At 72.8% G+C, this 24528-nt stretch carries 22 protein-coding genes and 1 tRNA gene; 13 read left to right on the top strand and 10 right to left on the bottom strand.

The features are described 5' to 3' along the window. Position 1 precedes the first annotated feature (1 nt). The 4 genes from OG904_RS15950 to OG904_RS15935 form a co-directional block, all read right to left on the bottom strand. Complete coding sequence (locus tag OG904_RS15950; protein WP_405491431.1) at positions 2-847, bottom strand: MBL fold metallo-hydrolase; 846 nt, start codon at positions 845-847, stop codon at positions 2-4. Beyond that, positions 844-1755 (bottom strand): NUDIX hydrolase, encoded by a 912-nt coding sequence (locus OG904_RS15945; RefSeq protein WP_405491429.1) that lies wholly within the window; start codon positions 1753-1755, stop codon positions 844-846. The genes OG904_RS15950 and OG904_RS15945 overlap by 4 nt, the downstream gene beginning before the upstream one ends. A 266-nt stretch (positions 1756-2021) precedes the next feature. Next, complete coding sequence (locus OG904_RS15940) at positions 2022-2501, bottom strand: RidA family protein (protein WP_405491427.1); 480 nt, start codon at positions 2499-2501, stop codon at positions 2022-2024. Then, positions 2498-2662 carry a DUF4177 domain-containing protein gene (locus tag OG904_RS15935; protein WP_107089134.1) on the bottom strand — a complete coding sequence of 55 codons (165 nt, stop codon included), beginning with the start codon at positions 2660-2662 and terminating at the stop codon, positions 2498-2500. Before OG904_RS15935 ends, OG904_RS15940 begins: the two co-directional genes overlap by 4 nt. A 76-nt stretch (positions 2663-2738) precedes the next feature. Between OG904_RS15935 and OG904_RS15930 the strand changes: the two genes are divergently transcribed. Together OG904_RS15930 and OG904_RS15925 are read left to right on the top strand one after the other, a co-directional pair. Further along, entirely contained in the window at positions 2739-3719 is a 981-nt protein-coding gene (locus OG904_RS15930) for an ArsA family ATPase (protein WP_405491425.1), read from the top strand. Next, complete coding sequence (locus OG904_RS15925; RefSeq protein WP_405491423.1) at positions 3716-5080, top strand: ArsA family ATPase; 1365 nt, start codon at positions 3716-3718, stop codon at positions 5078-5080. The genes OG904_RS15930 and OG904_RS15925 overlap by 4 nt, the downstream gene beginning before the upstream one ends. A gap of 29 nt (positions 5081-5109) precedes the next feature. On the opposite strand, the gene OG904_RS15920 is transcribed toward OG904_RS15925, so the two are convergent. Continuing rightward, positions 5110-5460 (bottom strand): WhiB family transcriptional regulator, encoded by a 351-nt coding sequence (locus OG904_RS15920; protein ID WP_405498047.1) that lies wholly within the window; start codon positions 5458-5460, stop codon positions 5110-5112. Between the two features lie 386 nt (positions 5461-5846). Here OG904_RS15920 and OG904_RS15915 point away from each other — a divergent pair, with 386 nt between their 5' ends. After that, on the top strand, positions 5847-8156 hold the full coding sequence (locus tag OG904_RS15915; protein ID WP_405491421.1) for a transglycosylase domain-containing protein: 2310 nt from the start codon (positions 5847-5849) through the stop codon (positions 8154-8156). A gap of 167 nt (positions 8157-8323) precedes the next feature. Next, the gene (locus OG904_RS15910) at positions 8324-8788 is read left to right on the top strand and encodes a GatB/YqeY domain-containing protein (protein WP_405491419.1); all 465 of its coding nucleotides are present in this window, start codon (positions 8324-8326) and stop codon (positions 8786-8788) included. Positions 8789-8890: 102 nt separating this feature from the next. Here the strand turns inward: OG904_RS15910 and OG904_RS15905 are convergent, their stop codons facing one another. After that, positions 8891-9391 carry a hypothetical protein gene (locus OG904_RS15905; protein WP_405491417.1) on the bottom strand — a complete coding sequence of 167 codons (501 nt, stop codon included), beginning with the start codon at positions 9389-9391 and terminating at the stop codon, positions 8891-8893. A 277-nt stretch (positions 9392-9668) separates the two neighbouring features. Between OG904_RS15905 and OG904_RS15900 the strand changes: the two genes are divergently transcribed. The 8 genes from OG904_RS15900 (at position 9669) to OG904_RS15865 (ending at position 16059) form a co-directional block, all read left to right on the top strand. Beyond that, positions 9669-10607, top strand: a complete 939-nt coding sequence (locus OG904_RS15900) for a metallophosphoesterase (RefSeq protein WP_405491415.1) — start codon at positions 9669-9671, stop codon at positions 10605-10607. Between the two features lie 35 nt (positions 10608-10642). Then, the gene (locus OG904_RS15895) at positions 10643-11332 is read left to right on the top strand and encodes a Pr6Pr family membrane protein (protein WP_405491413.1); all 690 of its coding nucleotides are present in this window, start codon (positions 10643-10645) and stop codon (positions 11330-11332) included. A gap of 40 nt (positions 11333-11372) precedes the next feature. Next, a tRNA-Pro gene (locus tag OG904_RS15890) sits at positions 11373-11446 on the top strand. Between the two features lie 111 nt (positions 11447-11557). Beyond that, positions 11558-12442, top strand: coding sequence for a pentapeptide repeat-containing protein (locus OG904_RS15885; RefSeq protein WP_405491411.1), 885 nt, complete (start codon positions 11558-11560; stop codon positions 12440-12442). 130 nt (positions 12443-12572) lie between these two features. Next, positions 12573-13634: a PucR family transcriptional regulator gene (locus OG904_RS15880; RefSeq protein WP_405491409.1), complete on the top strand. Its 1062-nt coding sequence runs from the start codon at positions 12573-12575 to the stop codon at positions 13632-13634. A gap of 144 nt (positions 13635-13778) precedes the next feature. Continuing rightward, positions 13779-14402, top strand: coding sequence for a metal ABC transporter ATP-binding protein (locus OG904_RS15875; protein ID WP_405491408.1), 624 nt, complete (start codon positions 13779-13781; stop codon positions 14400-14402). After that, entirely contained in the window at positions 14399-15289 is an 891-nt protein-coding gene (locus OG904_RS15870; RefSeq protein ID WP_405491406.1) for a metal ABC transporter permease, read from the top strand. Before OG904_RS15875 ends, OG904_RS15870 begins: the two co-directional genes overlap by 4 nt. After that, on the top strand, positions 15232-16059 hold the full coding sequence (locus tag OG904_RS15865) for a metal ABC transporter solute-binding protein, Zn/Mn family (RefSeq protein ID WP_405491404.1): 828 nt from the start codon (positions 15232-15234) through the stop codon (positions 16057-16059). The genes OG904_RS15870 and OG904_RS15865 overlap by 58 nt, the downstream gene beginning before the upstream one ends. 99 nt (positions 16060-16158) lie before the next feature. On the opposite strand, the gene OG904_RS15860 is transcribed toward OG904_RS15865, so the two are convergent. Both OG904_RS15860 and OG904_RS15855 read right to left on the bottom strand, forming a co-directional pair. After that, entirely contained in the window at positions 16159-17895 is a 1737-nt protein-coding gene (locus OG904_RS15860) for a class I adenylate-forming enzyme family protein (RefSeq protein ID WP_405491402.1), read from the bottom strand. After that, the gene (locus OG904_RS15855) at positions 17892-19868 is read right to left on the bottom strand and encodes a CoA transferase (protein ID WP_405491400.1); all 1977 of its coding nucleotides are present in this window, start codon (positions 19866-19868) and stop codon (positions 17892-17894) included. The genes OG904_RS15860 and OG904_RS15855 overlap by 4 nt, the downstream gene beginning before the upstream one ends. Before the next feature lie 168 nt (positions 19869-20036). On the opposite strand from OG904_RS15855, the gene OG904_RS15850 reads away from it, so the two are divergent. Continuing rightward, positions 20037-21221 (top strand): acyl-CoA dehydrogenase family protein, encoded by a 1185-nt coding sequence (locus tag OG904_RS15850; protein ID WP_405491398.1) that lies wholly within the window; start codon positions 20037-20039, stop codon positions 21219-21221. A gap of 611 nt (positions 21222-21832) precedes the next feature. On the opposite strand, the gene OG904_RS15845 is transcribed toward OG904_RS15850, so the two are convergent. Both OG904_RS15845 and OG904_RS15840 read right to left on the bottom strand, forming a co-directional pair. Further along, the gene (locus OG904_RS15845; RefSeq protein WP_405491396.1) at positions 21833-22723 is read right to left on the bottom strand and encodes a sugar ABC transporter permease; all 891 of its coding nucleotides are present in this window, start codon (positions 22721-22723) and stop codon (positions 21833-21835) included. 604 nt (positions 22724-23327) lie between these two features. After that, positions 23328-24503 (bottom strand): MFS transporter, encoded by a 1176-nt coding sequence (locus OG904_RS15840; RefSeq protein ID WP_405498045.1) that lies wholly within the window; start codon positions 24501-24503, stop codon positions 23328-23330. Between the last annotated feature and the right edge of the window lie 25 nt (positions 24504-24528).

Genomic DNA, 24528 nt, shown 5'->3' with positions numbered 1-24528 from the left:
CTCAGTCGGACCTGCCCGGGATCAGGCCGTGGTCCCGCAGGTACTCCAGCTGCGCGCGTACGGACCATTCGGCGGCCGGCCACAGCGAGCGGTCCACGTCCGCGTAGACGTGGGCGACGACCGCCTCGGGGGTGCTCAGTCCGTTCTCGACCGCCGTCTCGACCTGTGCCAGGCGGTGGGCCCGGTGGGCGAGGTAGAACTCGACCGCGCCCTGCGCGTCGTCCAGCACCGGCCCGTGGCCCGGGAGCACCGTGCGGACCCCGTCGTCCACCGTCAGCGAGCGCAGCCGGCGCAGGGAGTCCAGGTAGTCCCCCAGGCGCCCGTCGGGGTGCGCGACGACCGTGGTGCCGCGCCCCAGGATCGTGTCGCCGGTCAGGATCGCGCCGTCGGCCGGCAGGTGGAAGCAGAGCGAGTCCGAGGTGTGGCCGGGCGTCGGGACCACCCGCAGCTCCAGGCCGCCGGTGCGGATGACCTCCCCCGGGGCCAGGCCCTCGTCGCCGAGGCGCAGGGCCGGGTCGAGTGCGCGGACGTTCGTACGGGTCAGCTCGGCGAAGCGGGCCGCGCCCTCCGCGTGGTCGGGGTGGCCGTGCGTGAGCAGGGTGAGCCCGACCCGCTTGCCGGCCTCCTCGGCGGCCTTGATGACCGCCCGCAGGTGTACGTCGTCCAGCGGGCCCGGGTCGATGACGACGGCCAGGTCCGAGCCGGGCTCGGAGACGAGCCAGGTGTTGGTGCCGTCGAGGGTCATCGCGGAGGCGTTCGGGGCCAGGATGTTCACCGCTCGGGCGGTGGCGGGCCCGGAGACGACCATTCCGCGGGGCTGGCCGGGCAGGGCGGCGGCATCGGTCATGCGGGGGCTCCTCCGGGGCTCGCGACGCGGACGCGCTTGGTGAACTCCTCGTGGCCCGGCCAGCTCAGCACGAGCTCGCCGTCCGTCAGGGTGGCCCGGGCGAGGACCGGCGTCAGGTCCTGCGCGGCGGCCGCGGCGAGGGCGTCGGCCGGACTCGCGTACGGCTCCAGGGAGCGCAGGGTCGTGATGGTGGGCGGCATCATCAGCAGCTCGCCCTTGTCGTACCCGGCGGCGGCGTCGGCGGGACGGATCCACACCGTGCGGTCGGCCTCGGTGGAGGCGTTGCGGGTGCGCTGGCCCTCGGGGAGGGCCGCGACGAAGAACCAGGTGTCGTACCGGCGCGGCTCGAACTCCGGTGTGATCCAGCGGGCCCACGCCCCGAGCAGGTCGGAGCGCAGGACGAGGCCCCGGCGGTCGAGGAACTCGGCGAAGGACAGCTCACGGGCGACCAGGGCCGCGCGGGCTGCCTCCCAGTCCTCGCCGGTGGTGTCGCCGACGACGGTGTCCGCGGACTCGCCGGCGAGCAGCACCCCGGCCTCCTCGAAGGTCTCCCGGACGGCTCCGCAGACGATCGCCTGGGCGGTGGCCGGGTCGGTTCCCATCCGCTCGGCCCACTCGGCGCGGCTCGGGCCGGCCCAGCCGATGAGGTGGTCCTCGTCACGGGGGTCCACGCCGCCGCCGGGGTACGCGTACGCGCCTCCGGCGAAGGCCATCTCGGCCCGGCGGCGGAGCATGTGCACGGCGGGGCCCGCGGGGGTGTCGCGCAGCAGCATCACGGTGGCCGCGCGCCTCGGCTCCACCGGGGTGAGCGAACCGTCCGCGAGCGCGCGGATGCGGTCGGGCCACTCCGGGGGGTACCACTGGCCTCCGGCGGAGGGCTCTTGCTGACCGTACTGACCATTCGGCATGGCGGGATGCTACGGCCATCCGGCCCGATGTTCGAGGGGTGCTCTAGGACGCACCGCTGCGAGGGGGGGCGCCCGGCTGCGGACGTGCCGCTGCGCGGGGCGGAGTCCCCTCCCCGCCCTTCGCCCGTACCCCGGGCTGCGCCCGGACCACCCGGGGCTCCGCCCCGGACCCCGCTCCTCAAACGCCGGAGGGGCTGGATCGTGCCCTACGGGCAGGATCCAGCCCCTCCGGGGCAGACGTGCGGTCCCTCAGGACCACGCCGGGGTCAGGCTTCCGGTACCAGCTCGACCTGGATCTCGACCTCGACCGGGGCGTCCAGCGGGAGGACCGCCACGCCGACGGCGCTGCGGGCGTGGACGCCCCTTTCACCGAGGACCTCGCCCAGCAGCTCGCTCGCGCCGTTCAACACGCCCGGCTGGCCGGTGAAATCGGGGGCCGAGGCCACGAAGCCGACGACCTTCACGACACGCGCGATCTTGTCGAGGTCACCCACGACGGACTTCACCGCGGCCAGCGCGTTGAGCGCGCAGGTAGCGGCCAGTTCCTTGGCCTGCTCCGCCGAGACCTCGGCGCCGACCTTGCCCGTGAGCTTCAGCTTGCCCTTGACCATCGGGAGCTGGCCCGCGGTGTACACGTGGGCGCCCGAGCGCACGGCCGGCTGGTACGCGGCCAGCGGCGGGACGACATCGGGCAGGGTCAGGCCCAGTTCGGCGAGTCGTGCTTCGACGGCTCCGCTCGCGCTCATGCCGACTTCTCCCGCTTCAGGTAGGCCACGAGCTGCTCGGGGTTGTTCGGCCCGGGGACGACCTGGACGAGCTCCCAGCCGTCCTCGCCCCAGGTGTCCAGGATCTGCTTGGTGGCGTGGACCAGCAGCGGGACGGTCGCGTATTCGAACTTCTTGGTCATGGAGGCGAGCGTAGTACCTGTCACAGGGGCACCCGCCACCACCGCCACCGCCCCGGAGCAATTAGGCTCGGGCTCTGTGAGCAGGCTCCAGGTGGTCAGCGGCAAGGGCGGCACCGGCAAGACCACGGTCGCCGCCGCACTCGCGCTCGCCCTCGCACGCGAGGGCAGGCGGACTCTTCTGGTGGAGGTCGAGGGCAGGCAAGGTCTCGCACAGGTCTTCGGCGCGGAGGCGCTCCCCTACGAGGAGCGGAAGATCGCGGTCGCCTCGGGCGGCGGCGAGGTGTTCGCGCTCGCCATCGACGCCGAGCGGGCGCTGCTCGACTACCTCCAGATGTTCTACAAGCTGGGCTCGGCCGGCCGCGCCCTCAAGAAGCTCGGCGCCATCGACTTCGCGACGACCATCGCGCCGGGGCTGCGGGACGTGCTCCTGACGGGCAAGGCCTGCGAGGCGGTGCGGCGCAAGGACAGGACGGGGCGGTACGTCTACGACCACGTGATCATGGACGCTCCGCCGACCGGGCGGATCACCCGCTTCCTGAACGTCAACGACGAGGTGGCGGGCCTGGCCCGGTTCGGGCCGATCCACAACCAGGCGCAGGCCGTCATGAAGGTGCTCAAGTCCTCCGAGACGGCCGTGCACCTGGTCACGCTGCTGGAGGAGATGCCCGTGCAGGAGACCGCCGACGGCATCGCCGAGCTGGAGGGGGCCGGCCTGCCGGTGGGACGGGTCGTGGTCAACATGGTCCGCCCGCACCACCTCGACGAGGACGCCCTGCGCGCCGCCTCCGGCGAGCGCCGCTCCGACGTCTCCAGGGCGCTGTCCCGGGCGGGTCTGGGCAGCGCCCGGCGCGGCGGGCTGGCCGAGCGGCTGGTGGACCCGCTGCTCGCGCAGGCCGCGGAGCACGCGAGCCGGGTGGAGCTGGAGCGCGCCCAGCGCGCCGTACTGCGGGAGCTGCACGTGCCGACGTACGAACTTCCCCTGCTCGGCGCGGGGATGGACCTGGCCGGGCTCTACGGGCTCGCCGCGGAGCTGCGGAAGCAGGTGGGCGAGGAATGAGCAGGGCCACCCCTACGGACACGAAGATGGACGCTCCGCCGCGGCTGGCCGTGGACCGGCTGCTGGACGATCCGCAGACCCGGATCGTGGTGTGCTGCGGCGCGGGCGGGGTCGGCAAGACCACGACCGCGGCGGCGCTCGGGGTACGGGCGGCCGAGCGCGGGCGCAAGGTGGTCGTCCTGACCATCGACCCGGCGCGCAGGCTGGCCCAGTCGATGGGGATCGACTCGCTCGACAACACCCCCCGCAGGGTGAAGGGCGTACAGGGCCCGGACGGCGGCGAACTGCACGCCATGATGCTCGACATGAAGCGGACCTTCGACGAGATCGTCGAGGGCCACTCCGATCCCGAGCGGGCGCAGGCCATCCTCGCCAATCCCTTCTACCAGTCCCTGTCGGCCGGCTTCGCGGGCACGCAGGAGTACATGGCGATGGAGAAGCTGGGGCAGCTGCGGGCCCGGGACGACTGGGACCTGATCGTCGTGGACACCCCGCCGAGCCGGTCCGCGCTGGACTTCCTGGACGCTCCGGGGCGCCTCGGGTCCTTCCTGGACGGGAAGTTCATCCGGGTGCTGATGGCTCCGGCGAAGGTCGGCGGCCGAGCGGGGATGAAGTTCCTCAATGTCGGCATGTCGATGATGACGGGCACGCTCAGCAAGCTGATGGGCGCCTCGCTGCTGAAGGACGTGCAGACCTTCGTGGCCGCCATGGACACCATGTTCGGCGGCTTCCGCACCCGCGCGGACGCGACCTTCCAGCTCCTCCAGGCCCCCGGTACGGCGTTCCTCGTGGTCTCCGCGCCCGAACCGGACGCGCTGCGCGAGGCGGCGTACTTCGTGGAGCGGCTGGCCGCGGAGCGGATGCCGCTGGCCGGGCTCGTACTGAACCGGGTGCACGGCAGCGGCGCCGACCAGCTGTCGGCCGAGCGGGCGTTGGCCGCCGCGGAGAATCTTGAAGAGGGCCGCATTGTCGATCAGGAGTCCGGGAAAGCTGGACTTCGTGACTCCACCGATGCCGATGCCGACACCGACAGCGCCACCGACCCGGCCGCCCGCGCGGGGCGGGAGACCGACGCCATAGACGCTGACGTCCCGGACGTCGACGCAGAGCACGCCGCGGACCACGTCGCGGACGCCGACGCGGACGCCGACGTGGACGAGATCACGGCAGGACTGCTGCGCCTGCACGCGGAGCGCATGCAGGTCATCGCGCGCGAACAGCGCACGCGTGACCGCTTCACCTCGCTTCACCCCGAGGTGGCGGTGGTTGAAGTGGCCGCCCTGCCCGGCGATGTGCACGACCTCGCCGGGCTGCGGGCCATCGGAGAGCGACTCGCGGCCGGGGTTCCGGCCGGAGCGTAGGCGTTCGTACGACGGGGCGCCCGGGTGGTCTACCCGGCTGCCGCGTACGTCTCGTACGGAACGTCGCTCTCAGCGTCGACATCCATGGCGAGGATGCCCGTACTGCGCTCGTACTCCGTGCGGGCGGTTTCGAGCAAGCGCCGCCACGAGGTGACGGTGGGACGCCGGCGCAGCAGCGCACGTCGTTCCCGCTCGGTCATTCCGCCCCATACTCCGAACTCGACACGATTGTCGAGCGCGTCGGCCAGGCATTCGGTCCGCACCGGACATCCGGTGCACACCGCCTTGGCCCTGTTCTGTGCCGCTCCTTGAACGAACAGTTCATCCGGATCGGTAGTGCGGCAGGCTGCCTGCGCACTCCAGTCGGTAACCCAGCCCATCCCGGCGCCGTCCTCTCCCGAATCGAGGCTCCCCCACGGCGGTAGCGGCATATTCACCGCTGCCAGTTGAGGACGTTACGGAAGGCGAGCACAGTGCAACACCCCCGACGGGCCCAATCTTGAATGGTCCGAACGGACTATGGGTAAGCGGCAGATCACCCGACGGAGTGATCCTGCGACATGCCCGACCATTCCGGCGATTTGGGTGAAATCGGCGGGCCGAGGTGATCACCACAGGCGAGATTCGGACATGCGTCCACCCCATTCGGGAAGGGTGAAAAACAAGCCGAGGGGTTGATGTCCCACCGCACTGCTGTGACAGTTGGGGACAGCTTAGGCCAAGGCATTCGCGTGTGTCCGGCGAATGAGAACGTAGGCTGCCCTCTATGGGAAAGAAGCGCTCGGGCGGCGGGCTCACGGGGCCACAGCAGGCCGCCAAGTTCCTCGGTGTGTCCGTTCTCTCCGGAGTTGTACTCGCGGGCATCGCGATCCCGGGGGCAGGCGCCCTGGGGCTCGCGGCCAAGGGAACGGTCGAGGGGTTCGATGAGATCCCGGCCAATCTCAAGACACCGCCGCTGAGTCAGCGCACGACGATTCTGGACGCCGAAGGTGGCCTGATCGCCACGGTCTATTCGCGGGACCGGCAGGTGGTCCCGATCACGGCCATCTCCCCGTACATGCAGAAGGCGATCGTCGCGATCGAGGACTCTCGTTTCTACGAGCACGGCGCGGTCGACCTCAAGGGCATCCTGCGCGCGGTCAACCGCAACGCCCAGGAGGGCGGCGCCGCGCAGGGCGCCTCGACGCTGACGCAGCAGTACGTGAAGAACGTCTTCGTCGAAGAGGCCGGCGACGACGAGACGAAGGTGCGCGAGGCGCAGGAGAAGAGCCTCGGCCGCAAGATCCGCGAGCTGAAGTACTCGATCCAGGTCGAGGAGGAGCTCGGGAAGAAGAAGATCCTCGAGAACTACCTCAACATCACCTACTTCGGCCAGCAGGCGTACGGAATCGAATCCGCCGCCCAGCGGTACTTCAGCAAGCCCGCCAAGGACCTGACCCTGGACGAGTCCGCGCTGCTGGCGGGCGTGGTCCAGTCGCCGAGCCGGTTCGACCCGGTGAACGACGTGCAGGAAGCGACGAAGCGCCGCAACATCGTCCTCCAGCGCATGGCCGACACGAAGGACGTCTCGCAGGCTGAGGCGGACGCGGCGAAGGCCAAGCCGGTCCAGCTGAAGGTGACCAAGCCGAAGAACGGCTGCATCACCGCGGTCAAGGGCGCCGGCTTCTTCTGCGACTTCGTCCGCAACACCTTCCTCGACGACACCGCCTTCGGAAAGACGCGCGAGGAGCGGGCGAAGGTCTGGAACCAGGGCGGCCTGACGGTCCGCACCACCCTGGACCCGCAGTCGCAGGACGCCGCCAACGAGTCCATCAAGGACCACGTGGACGCGGACGACAAGGTCGCGTCCGCCATGACCGTGGTCCAGCCCGGCACGGGCCGGGTGCTGGCCATGGGCCAGTCGATGCCGTACGGCTTCGGGAAGAACGAGACCCAGATCAACTTCTCCGTCGACAAGAAGATGGGCGGGTCCGCCTACGGCTTCCAGGTCGGCTCGACGTTCAAGCCGTTCATCGCGGCCGCGGCCCTGGAGCGCGGCATGGCGCCGACGCAGGTCTACCAGTCGCCGAACTCGATGGACTACCCGAGCCCGGTGCAGAAGTGCGACGGGTCGAACTGGCTCAACCTGCCGGGCAACGACCACAAGCTCGCCCGCGCCAAGAACGAGACCGAGGACGAGGTCGGCCCCTACGCGCTGAAGACCGCGATGGAGAAGTCGATCAACACCTACTTCGTCGAGATGATCAGCGAGATCGGCCTCTGCCCGGTCACCGAGATGACCCAGAAGCTCGGTGTGGTGCAGGGCAGCGGCGTGAAGGTGCCCGAGGCGCCCTCGATCGCCCTCGGCTCCGCCGAGTTCTCCCCGCTGACGATGGCCAACGCGTACGCCGCCTTCGCCAACCGGGGTGTCTACTGCACGCCGGTCGCCATCGAGTCGATCACCGACTCGCACGGCAAGGCGCTCACCGTGCCGAAGTCCAAGTGCGACCGCGCGATGTCCGAGACGACGGCCGACACCATCAACACCCTGCTGCGCGGTGTGGTCGACTCCGGTACCGGTGAGCGGGCCGGACTGACCAGCCGCGACAGCGCGGGCAAGACGGGTACGACCGACGGCCGCTTCAACGCCTGGTTCGTCGGCTACACGCCGAACATGTCCGGCGCGGTGTGGGTCGGCTCCGGCGGTGCCAAGAAGGTCTCGATGGAGGACATCACCATCGGCGGCCAGTACTACCCGAAGGTCTTCGGCGGTGGCCTGCCCGGCCCGATCTGGAAGGACGCGATCACCGGCGCGCTGTCCGGCCGCGAGGCCCCCTCCTTCGTCACCGTCGGCATCCCGGAGCCGAGCCTTCCGACCGGCGGCTCGCGGCCCAGCACCAACCCGGGCAAGCCCGGGAACGGGAAGCCGAACAAGCCCGGGAACGGCAAGCCCGGCGACGGCAAGCCCGGTGACGGGCGGGCCGGCGGACAGACGGCCGCCGGCGGCACCGGCGGCGGCCCCACGGACGGCGGCGCGACCGATCCGCTGGGCGGGGTCACGATCCCGCCGGGGCTCATCGGCGGCGGGAACCGGTAGTACGCGGGGCCCGGCGGGCAGCCGGTCCGCCACCCGTCCGCCTCCTGTCCGGCTCTGTCCGCCGCTCGTCCGCGACCCGTCCGGCGGCCCGTCCGGCGGCTCGTCCGCGGCCCGTCCGCGGCGATATCGCGTTGACCGTGTTCGTACCCGAACGTTAAGAAGGACGCATGACAACGCTCAAGGCCAAGCTGCAGGAAGACCTCACCTCCGCGATCCGGGCACGCGACGAACTGCGCGCCTCGACCCTCCGTCTCACCCTTACCGCGGTGACCCGGGAGGAGGTGGCCGGCAAGGAGGCCCGCCAGCTCTCGGACGAGGAAGTCCTCAAGGTGATCGCCAAGGAGGCGAAGAAGCGCCGCGAGGCCGCGGAGGCCTTCGCCCAGGGCGGCCGGACCGAGCAGGCCGCGCGGGAGGTCGCCGAGGGCGAGCTCCTCGACGCGTACCTGCCCAAGCAGCTCGGCGACGACGAGCTCACCGCGATCGTGACCCAGGCCGTCGAAGAGGCGAAGGCGGCCGGGGCCGAAGGTCCGCGGGCCATGGGCGCCGTGATGAAGATCGTCAACCCGAAGGTCGCCGGGCTCGCCGAGGGCGGCCGGGTGGCGGCCGTGGTCAAGCAGCTCCTCACGGGCTGAGCACCACCACGGGGGTACGGCGGAGGGGCCGGGTGCATCGCACCCGGCCCCTCCGCCGTACCCCTGCCGTACCCCCGGCCCCAGGCCGGCGGCCTAGACGGCCTAGTACCAGGCGGTGCAGTACTCGTCGCCCGACGGGTTGGTGGCGCAGGCGCGCATCATGTGGGTCGACGGGTTGTAGTACATCGGCGTACGGGTCGCCGTGTAGTTCGCACCGGACGCCGCGGACCAGCCGCTGGCGTAGCCGTACCGCACGCCGAGGCCCCAGGCGCAGGGGGAGCCGCCGCTCTTGGGACAGCGGTCGACGGAGACCTTCCAGTTCTGCCCGCCCGAGGCGTTGGGGAAGCGGAGCCGGCCCCAGCTGTAGTCGTCGCCGTCGGTCTTGCCCCAGCGCAGCTCGAGCGTGAAGCTGTTGCCGACGTCGTCAGGGCCGTAGGTGGTGTTCGGCCCCTGCTGCCAGGTCTGGATGTTCGGGTCGTGGCCGTCGCAGCCGAACCCGGTGCACCCGGCGGCCGCGGCGGACGTCGCCATGGTGATGCCGAGTACGAGGGCGGCCAGAATCGTGCCGATGACCGACGCCGTCCTGGAAACTGCTTGCTTCACGCTTCCCCCAAAGATCCGCGGTGCCTGGCTGAAATTCGGTTCACCTTAGGGCCCCGACCGAACGTGTGATCAAGCGACTTTCCGCCATGTCCGCACCGGGCTGTCCGGAACTCATCTCTTCACTCCCACCCCAACGGACACACCGCTGTCATTGAGCTGCGGCGATAAGACCCGCCCGGGCGGGGCACGGAGAACCGCATCCCGCCGGAATGGCTCGTATTCGACGATCGGACGACCGAACTGCGATCCACGGGCCCGGGTCTGCGAACATGAGGACATGCGTGCGCGTTACGGAGTACCCCTGAAGGTCACCGCCGGGATCGCCGCGGCGGGGGCCGCCGGCCTGGCCTATGCCGCCGGTTTCGAAGCGCGGTCCTTCCGCCTGCGCCGGGTCACCGTGCCCGTGCTCCCGCAGGGGATGCGACCGCTGCGCGTCCTGCAGGTCTCGGACATCCACATGGTCGGCGGTCAGCGCAAGAAGCGCGCCTGGCTGCAGTCCCTGGCCGGACTGCGCCCCGACCTCGTCGTGAACACGGGCGACAACCTCTCCGACACCGAGGGCGTGCCCGAGGTGCTCGACGCGCTCGGCCCGCTGATGTCCTTCCCCGGCGTGTACGTCTTCGGCTCGAACGACTACTACGGCCCCCGGATGCGCAATCCCGGGCGCTACCTGATCGAGAAGACCCAGGGCCGGCACGGGCTGAACGGCAATGCGCCGGTCGTCGGCGCCGTCCACAACCCGTGGGAGGGAATGCGGGACGCCTTCGACGCGGCGGGCTGGCTGAACCTCACCAACACCCGGGGCCGGCTCAAGCTCGACGGGCTGGAGCTGGCCTTCACCGGCCTGGACGACCCGCACATCAAGCGCGACCGGTACGCGAAGGTCGCGGGCGGGCCGGAGGTGGACGCGGACTTCTCGATGGCCGTCGTCCACGCCCCGTACCTGCGCGTCCTGGAATCCTTCACCGCCGACCGCTACCCGCTGATCCTGGCCGGGCACACGCACGGCGGGCAGCTGTGCATCCCCTTCTACGGGGCGCTCGTCACCAACTGCGACCTGGACACGAAGCGGGTCAAGGGCCTCTCGACGCACGAGGCGGAGGGGCAGCGCGCGTACCTCCACGTGTCGGCGGGCTGCGGCACCAACCGCTTCACCCCGGTGCGGTTCGCGTGCCCGCCCGAGGCGACACTGCTGACGCTGACCCCGAAGGCCTGACGCGTACCGGCCGGCCGGCCGAGTACGTTGACAAGATGATCACACCCGCCGCTGCACGCCTCCCGACCGTCGCCTTCCGCGCGCTGATCGCGGCCGCGGCGCTCACCGGGCTCGTCATCGAGTGCGCGTACGGCAGTGTGCCCTTCGTCCTGAGCTTCTTCACGATCTGGACGAACATCCTGGTCGCGATCGTCTTCACGCTCTCGGCCGTCCGCGCCCACCGGCGCGAACCGGACGTGGCCCCCCTCTGGCGGGGCGGGGTCCTCCTCTTCATCCTGATCACCGGGCTGGTCTTCCACCTGGTCCTGGACAACCCGTCGAGCTCCTTCAACGTGGTCGAGGACCTGGACAAGCTCTCCGGAGCGAAGGCCGTCGCCAACCAGCTCCTCCACACGGTCACCCCCATCGGCGCCGTCCTGGACTTCCTCCTCCTGACCACCCCCCGCACCCTGCGCCCGCGCCACGCCGCGCAGTGGCTGGCGTACCCCCTGGTCTACGTGATCTTCGCGCTGGTCCGCGGCGCCCTCCTCTCCCCCGGCGTCCCCCATCGGTACACGTACCCCTTCATCGACGCCGCCCAGTACGGCTACGCCCGGGTCGCACTGAACGCGGCGGTCCTGGGCGCCGCCTTCTACGCCCTCGGCCTCGCCCTGGTCGTGGCGGACCGCTACCGCCCGCCCCGTGAAAACCGGATTTCGTCTCCGGCCGAGGGTCCGCTAAAGTAATCGATGTCGCCAGGGCAGCAAGCGCTGCAGGGGTGGACATCGGGGTGTAGCGCAGCTTGGCAGCGCGCTTCGTTCGGGACGAAGAGGTCGTGGGTTCAAATCCCGCCACCCCGACGCTGAAGTACCAGGTGAGAGCCGGTGCAGAGAAATCTGTGCCGGCTCTTTCTGTATTTGGGCGGCTGACTGAGTGACTACGGGGCCGCGTGTCTGGACATGATGTGCCGCATGAAGCGGACCCTTCGGGCGGTTGCCCTCTTCGGTGTCTTGGCCGGCTACTTGATCCTGATGTGGCGGGGCCCGTGGATGGTTGACGGGGGTCATCTGCGCACGCAGAACCTCCAGCCGGCCGACGGGGTGATCGTCACCGGCTTCAGGACCACCCTGGTCGCCCTCGGGGCCGGGGTCATAGCCTGCCTGGGCCTGTACTACACGCACCACTCCCTGCAGCACACGCGCGCCCGGGACCGGGAGCAGGCCGAGCTCACGCGCGAGGGGCAGGTGACGGACCGCTACGTCGAAGCCATCAAGCTGCTGAGCGGTGACCACCCGACCCAGCGCCTCGGCGGCATCTACAGCCTCGAACGGATCATGCGCGACTCGGCGAAGGACCATACGACGGTCGTCGCGGTGCTCGCCGGGTTCATACGGCAGCACGCGCGCCTGCCGGAAGGCGGCGGACCGGGATCCGGGCCCGTCACCGAGGAGATCCAGGCCGCCCTGACCGTGCTGGGCAGGCGCCCGGCACGGGAAGAGCCCACCAGGCTGGACCTCCGCCGCACGAACCTGCCGGGCGCCGACCTCACCGGCGCCCGGTTCGGGCGCGCCCGCCTGGCCGACTGCGACCTCAGCCACGCCGATCTGCGCGACGCCGACCTGGAGAACGCCTGGCTCCCCGGGGCCGACCTGACCGGCTCGTTCCTCACGAAGGCCGTTCTGAGCAGGGCCAACCTGCGCGGGGCGGGCCTCGACGGCGCCGTGATCTCCGGCGCCCGGCTGCGGGACACGGACCTGCGCGGCACCGACCTGCGCCGGGCGAAGGGGTACGGCGGCGCCGAGCAGCTCGGGACGGCCCTCACCGATGCGACGACGGCTCTGCCCCCCTCGGGGTGATCCGGCGGGAGTCCCAGCGCGTTCCTGATGCCGGGTGACGGCCCGTCCGGGCGGTCTGCAACCCTTGACGCTCGCACGTCAAGAGGGCGAAACCGGCCCGCTGAGAACCCATCAGGAACCAGGAGAAACCGTGGCGGCCCGTGAGATACCCGAGGACTGCCTCGACGGCTACCAGCCGATCCTGGCCGAGGTCTGCGCCACCGGGCGGCGGCTCACCCGCGACGAACTGGAATCGCGCCGCGCCGCGGGGGAACGCGCCGCGGAGGCCGGTTGCTCGCTTCGCGACCTGGTGCGCGCACACCTGGCCACGACCCGCGCGGCCTGCCCCGGACTCTCCCCCGCCTCCCTGGACCACGTCCTGGCCGCGGTCGAGCAGGTCGTCGACGCGCTCGCCGAAGGCCACGAGCGGGCCCAGCTCCTGGCCGTGCGCCAGGAGGAGGCGGCCCGGCGGGAGTTCATCGACGACCTCCTCCACGGCCGCCGCGACCCCGGGCACCTCGCCGAGCGCGCCGAACGGTTCGGGCTGCTGCTCTCCCACACCCACGCGGTGGCGGTCGCGAACGGTCCGCAGGCCTACGACGACGCGCATCCCGCCATGCGGAGCGTGGAACGGGCCCTCGCCGGACGGTTCGGGAACCGGCGGATCCTGCTGACCGCCAAGGACGGGCGCCTCCTGTGCGTCGCGCCGGGGGACCAGGACGACGTCCTCGTGCACTTCGCCGAGCAGGCCCGCGCGGCGACCCGGGGCGGGCAGGTGGCCATCGGCCGCGCGCATCCCGGGGCGGGCGGGGTGGTCCACTCCTACGAGGAGGCGCTGAACGCCCTCGACCTCGCCGGGCGCATGAACCTCGAAGCCCCCCTGCTGCGCGCCGCCGACCTGCTCGTCTTCCCCGTCCTCACCCGGGACCGGCAGGCCATGGCCGATCTCGTCCTCAGCGCGCTGGGGCCGCTCAGGAAGGCCCGGGGCGGAGCTCCGGTGATGCTCGACACCCTGGCCGCTTACTTCGACTCCGGCTGCAACGCGGCGGAGGCCGCGCGCCGGCTGAGCCTGAGCGTGCGGGCCTTCACGTACCGCCTGGAACGCATCCAGCAGCTCACCGGCTCCAGTCCGGCCGATCCGGTACAGCGCTACACCCTGCAGACCGCCGTCATCGGGGCCCGGCTGCTCGACTGGCCCGCCCGGGAGCTGTGACCGTACCCACGCCGAACCGGGCCGCACCGAACCGGGCCGCACCAAGCCGCGCCGCACCACCCCGAAGATCGCTGGAACTGGGGGACCCCGCCCACCGACCAACTCCGTGTGGGGACGGGACCGGTGACGGCGGAAGGGCGTGGGATGGGCGGGCTGGACGTGCGGATGGAGGGGGTGGGGTGCCGCCACGGCCGGGTCGAGGCCGTGACCGGGGTGGATCTGAAGATCGCGGCCGGTGAACGCGTCGCCCTGACCGGGACCAACGGCTCGGGCAAGACCACGCTGCTGCGCGCCGTGCTCGGCCTGCACCCCCAGGTCAGCGGCACGATCCTGGTCGGCGGCCGCGACACCGACGCGGCCTGGCGGCGCCGGGTCTGCGCGTGGATCCCGCAGAAGCCCGCCGCCGGACGGTTTCCGCTCCTCGGCCGGGAGCTCCTCGCCAGCAGCGGGGACCCCCGGGCGGCCGCCGAAGCCGCCGACCGGCTGGGCGTGGCACCGCTGACCGGGCGGGCGCTGCACACCCTGTCCGGAGGCCAGCTGCAGCGGATGTACCTGGCCCGGGCCATCGGGTGCGTCGCCGCCGGAGCCGGAGTGCTGCTCGCCGACGAGCCGACCGCCGCCCTCGACTTCGCCGGGCAGGACGAGGCCGCCGACGTGCTGGCCGCGCTGCCCGTGACGCTCGTCGTCGTCACGCACGACCGGGCCCTCGCGGAACGCTGCGACCGGGTACTGGAGATGGCCGCGGGCCGGCTGCGGGAGGTCCGGTGAGCGCCACCCTGGCGGCCGGCGCCGACCTCGGCACCCTGCTGCAGCTGGTCCCCGTACAGCGGGCGGGCTTCGCCCTGCTGCTGGCCGCCGTCGGGCTGCCCGTGATCGGGGTGGTCATCGTCGGGCTGGACATCATGCCGGTCCGCTTCGCGATGATGCACGTCGCTCTGCTGGGCATCGCCGTCGGACTGCTCGCGGGACTCGACCCCATGCTGTGCGCGCTGGTCGCCTGCGCGCTGGCCGGGGCCGGTGTCGCGCCGCTGGCCCGGACGCCGGACGGGCTGTCGGGGGCCATGGGGCTGCTGATGAGCCTCGCGATCGCCGCCGCGCTGCTGGTCCTGGCGGTCTCCGGGGTGAACGCCTCGGGCGCCTTCGCCCTGCTGTGGGGGTCGATCCTGTCCGTCGGGACCGCCGATCTCGTGGTGCTCGGGGCGCTGGCCGTCCTCGTACCCGGGCTGTTCTGGTGGCGGCGCCGCGATGTGGCCCTGCTGCTGTACGACCGTGAGCTCGCGCAGTGTTCGGGCGTGCCGGTGCGGGCGCTGACCGCCGTACTGCTGGTGCTCGTCGCGGTCGCGGTCGCCGGGGCCATCAAACTCACCGGCGCCCTGCTGGTCGACGCCCTGACCCTGCTGCCCGCACTGGCCGCGCGCCGGCTGGGCACCTCACTGAAATCGATCACCGGATGGGCGGTGGGGATCGGCGTCTTCGTGAACCTGACCGGCTTCCTCATCGCCCTCCGACTGGACTGGCCGCCCGGTCCGGTCCTCGTCCTGACCGCGGGGGTACTCGTCCTCGCGGTGCACCTCGTACCCGAACGGAGAATCAGCTCATGGCGTCGCGAACCCGCGTCCGCAGCACTGCCCGCAACACCCTCCTCCTCACACTGACTTCGGCCCTGGCCGCCCTGGCCACCGGCTGCGGCAGCACCGACAGCAAAGGGGACGGCGGCAGTGGCGCCCAGGCCAAGCGCGGCAAGCCCGTCGTGGTGGTGACGACCACCTGGGAGGGCGCCTTCGCGAAGGCCGCCGGTGCGCAGGACGTCAAGGTGATCGTGCCGCAGTCCGTGCACCACGCGCCGGACTACGACCCCAAGCCCTCCGACCTCGCCGCCGTCGCCTCGGCCGACTTCGTGCTGTACGCGCCGTTCGAGCCGTACGCCGCGAAGATCAAGGAGGCTGCCGGTTCGAAGGCCGAGCTGGTGGAGGTGGCCCTCGACAACGACGCCGACAAGGTCAAGGCCGAAGTCGCCCGGCTGGGCAAGCTGTTCGGCACCGAGGCGGCCGCCGCGAAGTGGACGGCGTCCTTCGACACCGAGTACGGCCTGGTGGCCAAGGACGTTCAGGCCGCCTGGCCCGGCGGGAAGAGCCCGGCGGTCGTGAGCCAGGTGTTCTCCACCTGGTCCGCGAAGCTGGCGGGCGCCACCACGGTCGGTACGTACGGTCCCGAGGCGGTCACCCCGGCGCAGCTGGCCGAGCTGTCCGCGAAGAAGCCGGCGCTGGTGCTGGACAACGCGCACATGTCGACCGGGACCGTCCTGCCCGACTCGGGCGCGCGGCAGGTGGAGATCGTCAACTACCCGGGGGCCGACCTCGACTTGCTGCCGGTCTACCGCAACGCGGGGGCCGAGCTGAAGAAGGCCATGGGGAAGGCCGGGTAGGCCGGGTAGGCCGGGGCCGGCTGAGCCGGTGGAGCGGGCTGAGTGAAGCCGGCTGAGTGAAGCGGGCGGGGCGGGCCACCGGGGCCCGCCCCGCCTTCGTTACGCGCCCACCGCGGCGGCCGTGGCGGCCCTCGCACCGGCGGTCACGGGGGCCGGACCGGCAGCCGCCAGCCGCTCGCGCAGGGCGGCGCGGTCGGGTTTGCCGGCCGGGGTCAGCGGCAGCTCCGCCAGCACCAGCAGGCGTTCGGGGTGCTTGCGCAGCTCGAGGCCCTGCCGCGTGAGGTGTGCGCCCAGCGACTCGAGGGTGAGGGCCGGTTCCTGCCCGCCGCGGGGGACCACGCAGGCGGCGAGGCGCTCGCCCATCAGCTCGTCCGGCACTCCGACGCAGACGACGTCACGGACCCGGGTGTGGGAGGAGAGCGCCCGTTCCACCTCGGCGGGGCTGATGTTGGCGCCCCCGCGGATGACGACGTCCTTGAGGCGGCCGACGACGTGCAGGACCCCGCCCTCGTCGATCAGGCCGAGGTCCCCGGTGCGGACCCAGCCCCCGGGGGTGCGGTAGCGGGCGTCCAGATCGGGTGAGGCCACGTAGCACATGGGGGTCATGGGGCCGCGCGCGATGATCTCCCCGACCTGCCCGTCCGGGAGGTGCTCGTGCGTCTCGGCGTCGGCGATGCGGATGTCGGCGACCCGGGGGTCGGGGCGGCCGGCGGCGATGCCCGCGCCGACACCCGGACCCTCGGCCGGCGCAGTGAGCCCGGTGTGGCAGTTGACCCCGTCGGCCGAGCCGTAGAGGTTGACCACCGGGCAGCCGAAGGCGCGGCTCGCGCTCTCGGCCGTGGTCTCGTCCAGGGGCGCGCCGCCGAGGACCACGGCGACGGGCGCGGGCAGCGGCGGGACGGCGCCGGAACCCGCCGCTTCGGCCTCCGCCGCCTCCGCCTCCAGCCGGTCGACCATCATGCGGACCATCGTGGGCACCCCGAGCACGTGGGTGGGCCGGTGTTCGCGCACCGCCGCGAGGGCCGCCTCCGGCGTGAAGTGGTCCAGGACGATCAGGGTTCCGCCGTGCCGGGCGAGGGTGACCGCGGTGCCGCTGGAGCCGAAGGCCGAGGCGAGCGGCACGAGGAACAGGCAGCGCGGCGGCGTACCGTCGGGCATCAGCGAGGCGAGGAAGTTGCCGCGGCCGCCGGCGAGCGCGTTGTGGGAGTACGCGATCATCTTCGGCTCCGCCTCCGAGCCGGACGACACCAGGATGCGGGCGGCGCTGTCGGGGTCGGGCCGGGAGGGGACGAAGGCGGCCGGGTCGGAGCGCAGCAGCATCGAGAGCTGAATCGTTCCTTCGGGTGCCGTGCCCGCCGGTCCGGCGGCGATGACATGGCGCAGCGCGGGCAGCTCGGAAACCAGGTCGCGCAGTTCGGCGGCGTGGTGCACCCCCCGGTGCTCCACGGCGGCGATGACCGCCACGGCCTCGGCACGGCGCAGCAGGCACCGGGCCTCCTGGCCGCCCCGGCCCACGGGGAAGGGCAGGGCCACCGCTCCGAGCGCGGCCAGGGCGAGGTCGGCGGTGACCGCGTCGCGCCCGCTGGGCAGCTGGACACCGACCACGTCGCCCGGCCGTACGCCGAGGTCGGCGAGGCCGGTGGCCAGACATCGCACCTTGCGGTCGAGCGCGGTGTAACAGAGCTTGCCCTTGGCGTCGACGATCGCGGTGCGGTGCAGATCGGCGATCTGGCGGGCCCGGAAGAGGCTGTAGAGGTCGAGGTCGGGGCAGGTGCCGTCGACCACCCACGAACGGCGGAGGCCAACGGGCAGCAGATCGTGCAGGGCGACGGTCATACGAAGCTCCAGGGGTCGGGAACGGCGGGGGCACCGTGCGCGTCCCGGCTGATCGAGCCGGCGAAGCGCGGGTCGTGGTGCAGGTCGGCCAGGTCGGTGGTGACGGCGGTCGCGTGCAGGCCGTGCGCGCGCAGCGCCCGTACGGCGTCCTCGGTGGGCAGACCGGCGAGGCCGTGGGCGGTGGCCGCCCGCGCACAGGCCGCGGCGTCCGCGTCGGTGGGGGCGACCCAGCCGTCTGCGGTGCGCAGCGGCGTACGGAACCCGGCGGGCCGGCGGGTGCGCCCCCCGCTCCGGGCGCGGCGCAGGGCCGGGGCGGTGAGCAGGTCGGAGGCGCCGAGCAGCGAGGAGTCCACCCGGACCCCCCGCCCGGTGCGTTCGCGCAGCAGCAGCCCCGCGAGGACGGCCTCGGCGCCGAGCAGCCCGCCCATCACGTCGAGCAGGGTCATCAGCGAGGGCGCGGGCACCTCGCCCTCGGGACGGGCGGCTTCGCCGACGCCGGTGCGGGCCTGGACCATGAAGTCCGTACCCATCGGGGCATCGGCGATCCGGCCCGTGCCCCAGCCGCCGGTGTACGCGTACACGAGCGCGGGGTTGACCCGCGCGAGGTCGCCGGAGTCCAGCCCGAGCTCGGCCGCCTTCCCCGGAGCCCAGTTGTGCAGGAACACATCGGCTCCGGCCGCCAGCTCCCGCAACCGGAGCCGGTCACCGGGGGACTTGATGTCGATCTCCACGGCGCTCTTGCCCCGGTTCAGCGCCAGCCAGCGGGCGGAAACTCCCGAACAGGCGGGCGGCATGCCGCGCAGCGGATCGCCGCCCGGCGGCTCGATCCGGATGACCTCGGCGCCGAGCAGCCCCAGCAGGTGGGCGGCGAGCGGCGCCTGGACGCGGCGGCCGGCCTCCAGCACCGTCAGCCCCGCGAGGGGGCCTCCGATCGCGGGCGCCGGCCTCGGCACGTGGGCGCCGGAGCCGTACGGGGCCAGGGTCCAGGGGGCGGGCCCGTCGTGCTCGGCGGCCCCGTCCTGCTCGGCGGCCCGTTCGGCGCCCCGCTCGGCCAGGCTCCGCAGCCGGCAGACCTCGGCCCCCGAGGCGGCCGCAGCCTCCCGGATCCGCTGCCAGCCGTGGGCCCGGGTGGTGGCGTGCAGTGCCTCGGGGAAGGGGGCGCACGCGGTGGCGTACCGGAACTGGAAGGGCCGCCAGCCGGCCCGCATCGCGTCGGCGGGGGCCTCCAGGGCGCGCCAGAACCCGGCCCAGGCGCCCGGGTCCAGGGTCTCCAGCTCGAAGAGGGTGCCGTCGGCGGCGGTGAAGGGGGGCCCGCCCGGCGCGAGCTCGGCGGCCTCGCCCTCATCGGCGCCGGTCGCGGCCAGGTACTGGGACACGACCAGGAGGCCGGAGCGGTCTACGTAGGTGTGGGCGTGGGGGTGGGGGTGGGGGTGGGGGTGGGCGTGGGGGTGGGCGTGGGGGTGGGCGTTCGGGTGCGGGTGGGGGTGTCCGTTCCGGTGCGGGTGCCCGGCATTGGCCTGGCCGCCCCTGGCCTGGGCCAGCAGGCCGGCCAGCAGCGCCTGGGTGGTGAGGATGGCCGTGGCGGTGACGGCGTAGTCCACGGCGAGGCCGCGCGGTACGCCGTCGCGGCGGCCGTGGACGGCCATGATCCCGCTGGCGGCCTGCGCGGTCGCCTCGTCGGTGACGGGGGTGCCCGTGGGGACGGACGGGCCCGATGACCAGGAGACGGTGGCGGAGGCGGAGGCGGAGGCGGGGGCGGAAGAGCCGGTGCCGAGACGGGTCCCGAACTCCTCGTCGGCCAAGGTGATGCGGGCCGCGCCCCCATCGCCTCCCGCGTCCCCTCCCGGCTCCCCCACGGCTCCCAGCAGCCTCAGGTGCCCGGCCACCGGGCCGGCGAGCGCGGTCGGTCCCGAGGCGGTGAAGCGCAGCCCGTCGAGCGGCCGAGCGGTCTGGGTGACGGCTGGTGACGCCATGCCTCTCCTCTACTTCTGGCCCGGCGGTGGACCGGGACCGCAGATGATCCGGATGATCCGTACGCGGGAACCAGGGGGCGCACGCGCCCGACCAGTTCCACGGGAAGGCAGTCGCACTGCCGTTCCCACGGGTTCCCGGCAGGCTGGAGGAAAGTGGTGGAGTACCGAGTGACCGAACATGGAGGAGACCCGGGCACCGACCGAACCCGCTCCGAGCCGGAACTGCGGGAGCGCGTGCGCGAGTTCGTGCGCGAGCGGGTCATGCCCTACGAGCCCGTACTGGACGCGGGCGGCCCGGCGGCGGCAACCGCCCTGCGGGAGCTCCAGATCGGGGCGAAGGAGGCGGGCCTGTGGGCACTGCCGCTCCCCGCCGAACTGGGCGGCCAGGGAGTCGACCTGTCGCAGTACGCGCGGTTCGCCGAAGCCGAGGGGGCCAGCGACCACGGACCGGCCGCCCTGGGATCGGCTCCGCTGCTGGACGTCACGATGCTGTGGCGCCACGGCAGCGAGCGGGTGCGCGCGCTGTACCCCGGGCGCCTGACGGCCGGCGAGCTGCGCGCCTGCTACGCCATGACCGATCCGGAGACCCCCGGCACCGACCCGTTCCTGACGACCACGCGCGCCGTCGAGGAGTGCGACGGGAGCTGGACCGTGAGCGGGCGCAAGTGGTTCACCTCGCACGCCGCCGAGGCCGACCTGGTCACCGTCCTGGCCCGCACCGACGGACAGCAGGGTGACCGCACGGGCCTGTCCCTCCTCCTCGTCCCCACCTCGGCTCCGGGCTTCCGCGTGGTGCGGGAGCTGCCCGTACTGGGCGCGTCGGGCCAGTGGGAGATCGAGTTCGACCGGGTCCGCGTGGACGCCGACCACCTGCTCGGGGAACGCGGCCAGGCCCTCGCCATCGCCGGGGAACGCCTCCAGCTGGGCCGCACGCTGCGGTGCCTGCGCTGGCTCGGCCAGGCGCAGCGCGCCTTCGATCTCATGTGCGCGCGCGTGAACTCCCGTACGGGGTCGCGCGGTCCGCTGGGGGGCCACCAGCTCGTCCAGAGCCACGTCTTCGAGTCACTGCTGGCATTGCGCACGACCCGCCCGATCGTCCACGAGGCCGTGGCACGGATCGCCGCCGGGCTGGACGCGCACGTCGAGGTGGGCCTGGCCAAGGTGGCCGCCGCCCGGACGCTCCAGCAGGTGACGGACGCAGCCATCCAGGTCCACGGCGCGGCGGGCCTCGGCCCCGACACCGCCCTCCCCGCCCTCTACCGCTCCGGCCGCACCGCCCGCATCTTGGACGGGCCGGACGAACTGCACATCAGTGGGGTGGCTCGGAGGGTGTTGGGGGGGTATGGGGGGTAGGGGGTGGGGGTGGGGGGGTGGCTGGGCTGCGGGTTGGGCGGGGGCGTTGAGGGGCGCCGGGGGGAGCCCGGCAGTCCAGTGTCCTTTCGGTGCGGGCCGGCCCGTCAAGGGCGCTCCCTGCGGTCGCGTCGCTTCGCGATGGCCTTCGGCCACCCTTGACCGACCGACCCACCCCGAAATGCCACAAGACTTCCGGGTTCCCCCCGGGGAACGGCCGGGAGGGACGGATACGGAGGAGCGGCCGGATCAGGGATGTCCATGCCCCCTCCGGCCGGTGCGACGATCCGAACCCGTCACTGGTCGGGACCGCCCAGCCGGACGGTATGGACGCCCGGGACGGTCAGAACGCCCAGGACCGGGCGGTCGGACACCCTTCCCGAGACTTCGCACGGCCAACCGGACCGTAAGGACGACCACCACCCCTTCGCAGGGTCGGTGGGCGCATCAGATCGCTACACACTCTCGCTCGGCTTAGCGACTGCCGACCGTCCGTGGGTGATGTGGGTGTCATGGGTGTCATGGGTGTCATGGGTGTCATGGACGGGGGGCGCGGTGCTGGTCACACGTAGCGGTCACACGTCACGGTCAGGAATCACGGTCACATGTCGTGGTCACACGTCACGGATGTCCACCAGGCCGGTCAGCTCGGCCAGGCCCAGTGCCAGGAAGAAGTCGCCCCAGATCAGTTGGTGCCGGAGGGCGATGCCCTTCTCTGCGTCGTAGCAGCCGTCCAGCAGTCTGCCCCGGGACAGGTGTCCGTCGACCAGGCGTTGCAGGATCTCGGCTGCGCGGTGCGCGTGGTGTGCGGCGTGGGGGCCGGGGAGGCGGGCGAGTTTCAGGAGGGCTACGGCCGTGATGGCTGCGGCTGATGTGTCCTGGGGGCCGTCGGGCCGTGCATCGTCGGCCGGGGGGACTAGGGGTGTCCCCGGCCCCGTCCATGAGGTCGCCAGTTGTTCCGCCAGTGCCTCTGGGCTCCCCGGCAGTTGCTCGGCGACGGCGGGGCGGTGCAGTACGTCGGCCAGTGCGAGCAGCAACCAGGCCCGGCCCCGGCTCCAGCCGGGCACTGGCTCCGCGCAGGCCCGCCAACCGGCACCCTCCTCGTAGGACCAGGCGGGCACGAACTCCGGCCCGGGGTGCGGGGGGAGGCACAGGCTCAGGTGCCGTTGGAGGTGGGAGGCCGCCGCTGCGGCGCCCCGGGGTCCGGCGGTGGCGAGCAGGGGGACCGTGCCGGGCACTCCGTCCACCCGGGCCAGCAGGCGGGGACCGCCGAACGCCGATCCCCAGGGCAGCAGCCCCAGTTCCGCGTCCATCGCCGCCAGGCAGGCACCGGCCGACCGCGTACGTACGTCCCTTGCCCCCGTGTCACCCACGGCCAGAGCGGTCCCGTACCAGAGGATCAGCCCGCGCGTGGAGGTGTCGGCGTCCGCCCAGTCGGTCAGCCGGCCGGTACACGCGGAGGCCAGGGCCCGGTCAGCTTCGGCGCCCGTGTACCGGGCCCGCAACCAGAGCAGCCCAGCCCAGAACCCACCGGCCCACGAACCCCGCCCGGTGGTCGTCCAACGCCCCGTCTCCGCCTCGGCGTACAGCGGGAACCGCTCCCCAACCTCCCCGCCAGCCTCCCCAACCCCATCGAGAACCTCGGCAAGCGCCCGCCCCGCCCATTCCACCCCCCGGGTCCTAGACCCCGTGCCCGTGCCCGTGCTCGTGCTCGTGCTCGTGCTCGTACGCATGCGCATCCTCTCTTCGTCTTCGTCTTCGTCTTCGTCCCAAGACCACCGGCTCTCACGTGCGTGCCACCCGTGCCACCCGTGGCACCCACATCACCCACGGACGGTCGGTAGTCGCTTGGCCGAGTGGGAGTGTGTAGCGATCTGACGCGCCCACCGACCCGGATGGGGCCGATGGTCATCCCCTGGTGTGGGCTGGCTGTCCGAAGTCTCGGGAAGGGTGTCCGACCGCCCGGTCCTGGATGCTCTGACCGTCCCGGGCCTCCATACCGTCCGGCTGGGCGGTGCTGATAGGTGACCGGTCCGGATCGCACCGGCCGGAGGGGGCACGGGCATCCCTGATCCGGCCGCTCCTCCACACTCTTCCCCCCGGCGCCCCTCAACGCCCCCGCCCAACCCGCAGCCCAGGCCCCCGTACCTCCGCCGGCCCAGCCCTCCGCTCCCGCACCGCCCAGGTCGTCGCGACGGCGCAGGCCGCCGCGAACTCGGCCGCCACCAGCAGCCAGCCCGGGCCGTACCGGCCGGTTTCCGCGAGGGGGCCGAAGAGGGACGGGCCGACGGCGAAGCCGGCGAAGAAGCCGGCCGCCACGAGGGCGGAGTCCTGGCCGGCCCGGCCGGGGGCGGAGCGCTGCATCACCAGGACCATCGAGACGGCGTTGGCCGACACCGCGAACACCCCGACGGCCACCACCCCCGCCCAGACCAGCGCGGGCACCGCGAGCGCCGCCGCCAGGAGGGCCGCCGCCCCCACCGCACCGGCCGCCAGCCCTCCCGGCAGCCACTCGGCGCGCCCCGGCCGGGCCGCCTTCGCCCAGCCCACGCGTCCGCCGATGCCCGCGACGCCGAGCACCGCGACCAGCGCACCGGCCGCGGTGGGGCCCATGCCGAGCCGCTGCGCGCCGAAGAGGGCCACGTACGTGTTGACGGAGGCGATGCCGCAGCCCAGGAACAGGGAGAACACCGCCAGCCAGGCGATGGACCCGCGGGGAACCAGCGAACCCCGGGGCGCGGCCGCCTTCGAGGCGAGCTCCGCAGCGTCCGCAGGGTCCGCGGGCAGGGCGCGCAGCGCCCACAGCGCGGCCAGCGCGGCCGTGGCCGCGGCCGTCCACACCGCCCCGCGCCAGCCGATCCCCCCGGCCAGTGCCGTGAGCGGCAGACCGGCCGCGAAGGCCCCGACCTGGACGCCCGACTGCTTCATGCCGGTCACCGGCCCCCGCCTGGCGGGGGCCACGGCGGCGAGGATCGCCTTGTTGGTCGCCGGATTGGCCAGGGCCTGCGGTACCCCGCCCAGCGCGACGGCGGCGAGCAGGAACCCGGGACCGGGCGCGGCGCCGATCAGCGCGAGGGTCACGGCGGACACCGAGAGCAGGAGTACGAGGGAGCGGCGCGGCCCCATCCGGTCCACCACGCGGCCGCCGACCGGCGACAGTACGGCCGCCGTCCCGAATCCGACCGTGGTGGTCCAGCCGAGCGCGGCCGGCGAGACCCCCAACTCCCTCACCAGACGGGGGCCGAGGGCACCGAAGAGGAAGAGCTGGAGCATCGAGAAGGCCATGGCACTGGTGAGCAGCGCCGTCAGC

The organism is Streptomyces sp. NBC_00096 (assembly GCF_045041305.1).
Classification (GTDB): domain Bacteria; phylum Actinomycetota; class Actinomycetes; order Streptomycetales; family Streptomycetaceae; genus Streptomyces.
The sequence above is the reverse complement of the archived record's forward strand: the minus strand, read 5'-3'. Positions and strand labels throughout refer to the sequence as shown.

Coding starts and splice junctions, on each gene's coding strand:
- OG904_RS15950 (WP_405491431.1), bottom strand. CDS start 847: ATGACCGATGCCGCCGCCCTGCCCGGCCAGCCCCGCGGAATGGTCGTC.
- OG904_RS15945 (WP_405491429.1), bottom strand. CDS start 1,755: ATGCCGAATGGTCAGTACGGTCAGCAAGAGCCCTCCGCCGGAGGCCAG.
- OG904_RS15940 (WP_405491427.1), bottom strand. CDS start 2,501: ATGAGCGCGAGCGGAGCCGTCGAAGCACGACTCGCCGAACTGGGCCTG.
- OG904_RS15935 (WP_107089134.1), bottom strand. CDS start 2,662: ATGACCAAGAAGTTCGAATACGCGACCGTCCCGCTGCTGGTCCACGCC.
- OG904_RS15925 (WP_405491423.1), top strand. CDS start 3,716: ATGAGCAGGGCCACCCCTACGGACACGAAGATGGACGCTCCGCCGCGG.
- OG904_RS15920 (WP_405498047.1), bottom strand. CDS start 5,460: ATGGGCTGGGTTACCGACTGGAGTGCGCAGGCAGCCTGCCGCACTACC.
- OG904_RS15915 (WP_405491421.1), top strand. CDS start 5,847: ATGGGAAAGAAGCGCTCGGGCGGCGGGCTCACGGGGCCACAGCAGGCC.
- OG904_RS15910 (WP_405491419.1), top strand. CDS start 8,324: ATGACAACGCTCAAGGCCAAGCTGCAGGAAGACCTCACCTCCGCGATC.
- OG904_RS15900 (WP_405491415.1), top strand. CDS start 9,669: ATGCGTGCGCGTTACGGAGTACCCCTGAAGGTCACCGCCGGGATCGCC.
- OG904_RS15895 (WP_405491413.1), top strand. CDS start 10,643: ATGATCACACCCGCCGCTGCACGCCTCCCGACCGTCGCCTTCCGCGCG.
- OG904_RS15885 (WP_405491411.1), top strand. CDS start 11,558: ATGAAGCGGACCCTTCGGGCGGTTGCCCTCTTCGGTGTCTTGGCCGGC.
- OG904_RS15875 (WP_405491408.1), top strand. CDS start 13,779: ATGGGCGGGCTGGACGTGCGGATGGAGGGGGTGGGGTGCCGCCACGGC.
- OG904_RS15865 (WP_405491404.1), top strand. CDS start 15,232: ATGGCGTCGCGAACCCGCGTCCGCAGCACTGCCCGCAACACCCTCCTC.
- OG904_RS15860 (WP_405491402.1), bottom strand. CDS start 17,895: ATGACCGTCGCCCTGCACGATCTGCTGCCCGTTGGCCTCCGCCGTTCG.
- OG904_RS15855 (WP_405491400.1), bottom strand. CDS start 19,868: ATGGCGTCACCAGCCGTCACCCAGACCGCTCGGCCGCTCGACGGGCTG.
- OG904_RS15840 (WP_405498045.1), bottom strand. CDS start 24,503: ATGGCCTTCTCGATGCTCCAGCTCTTCCTCTTCGGTGCCCTCGGCCCC.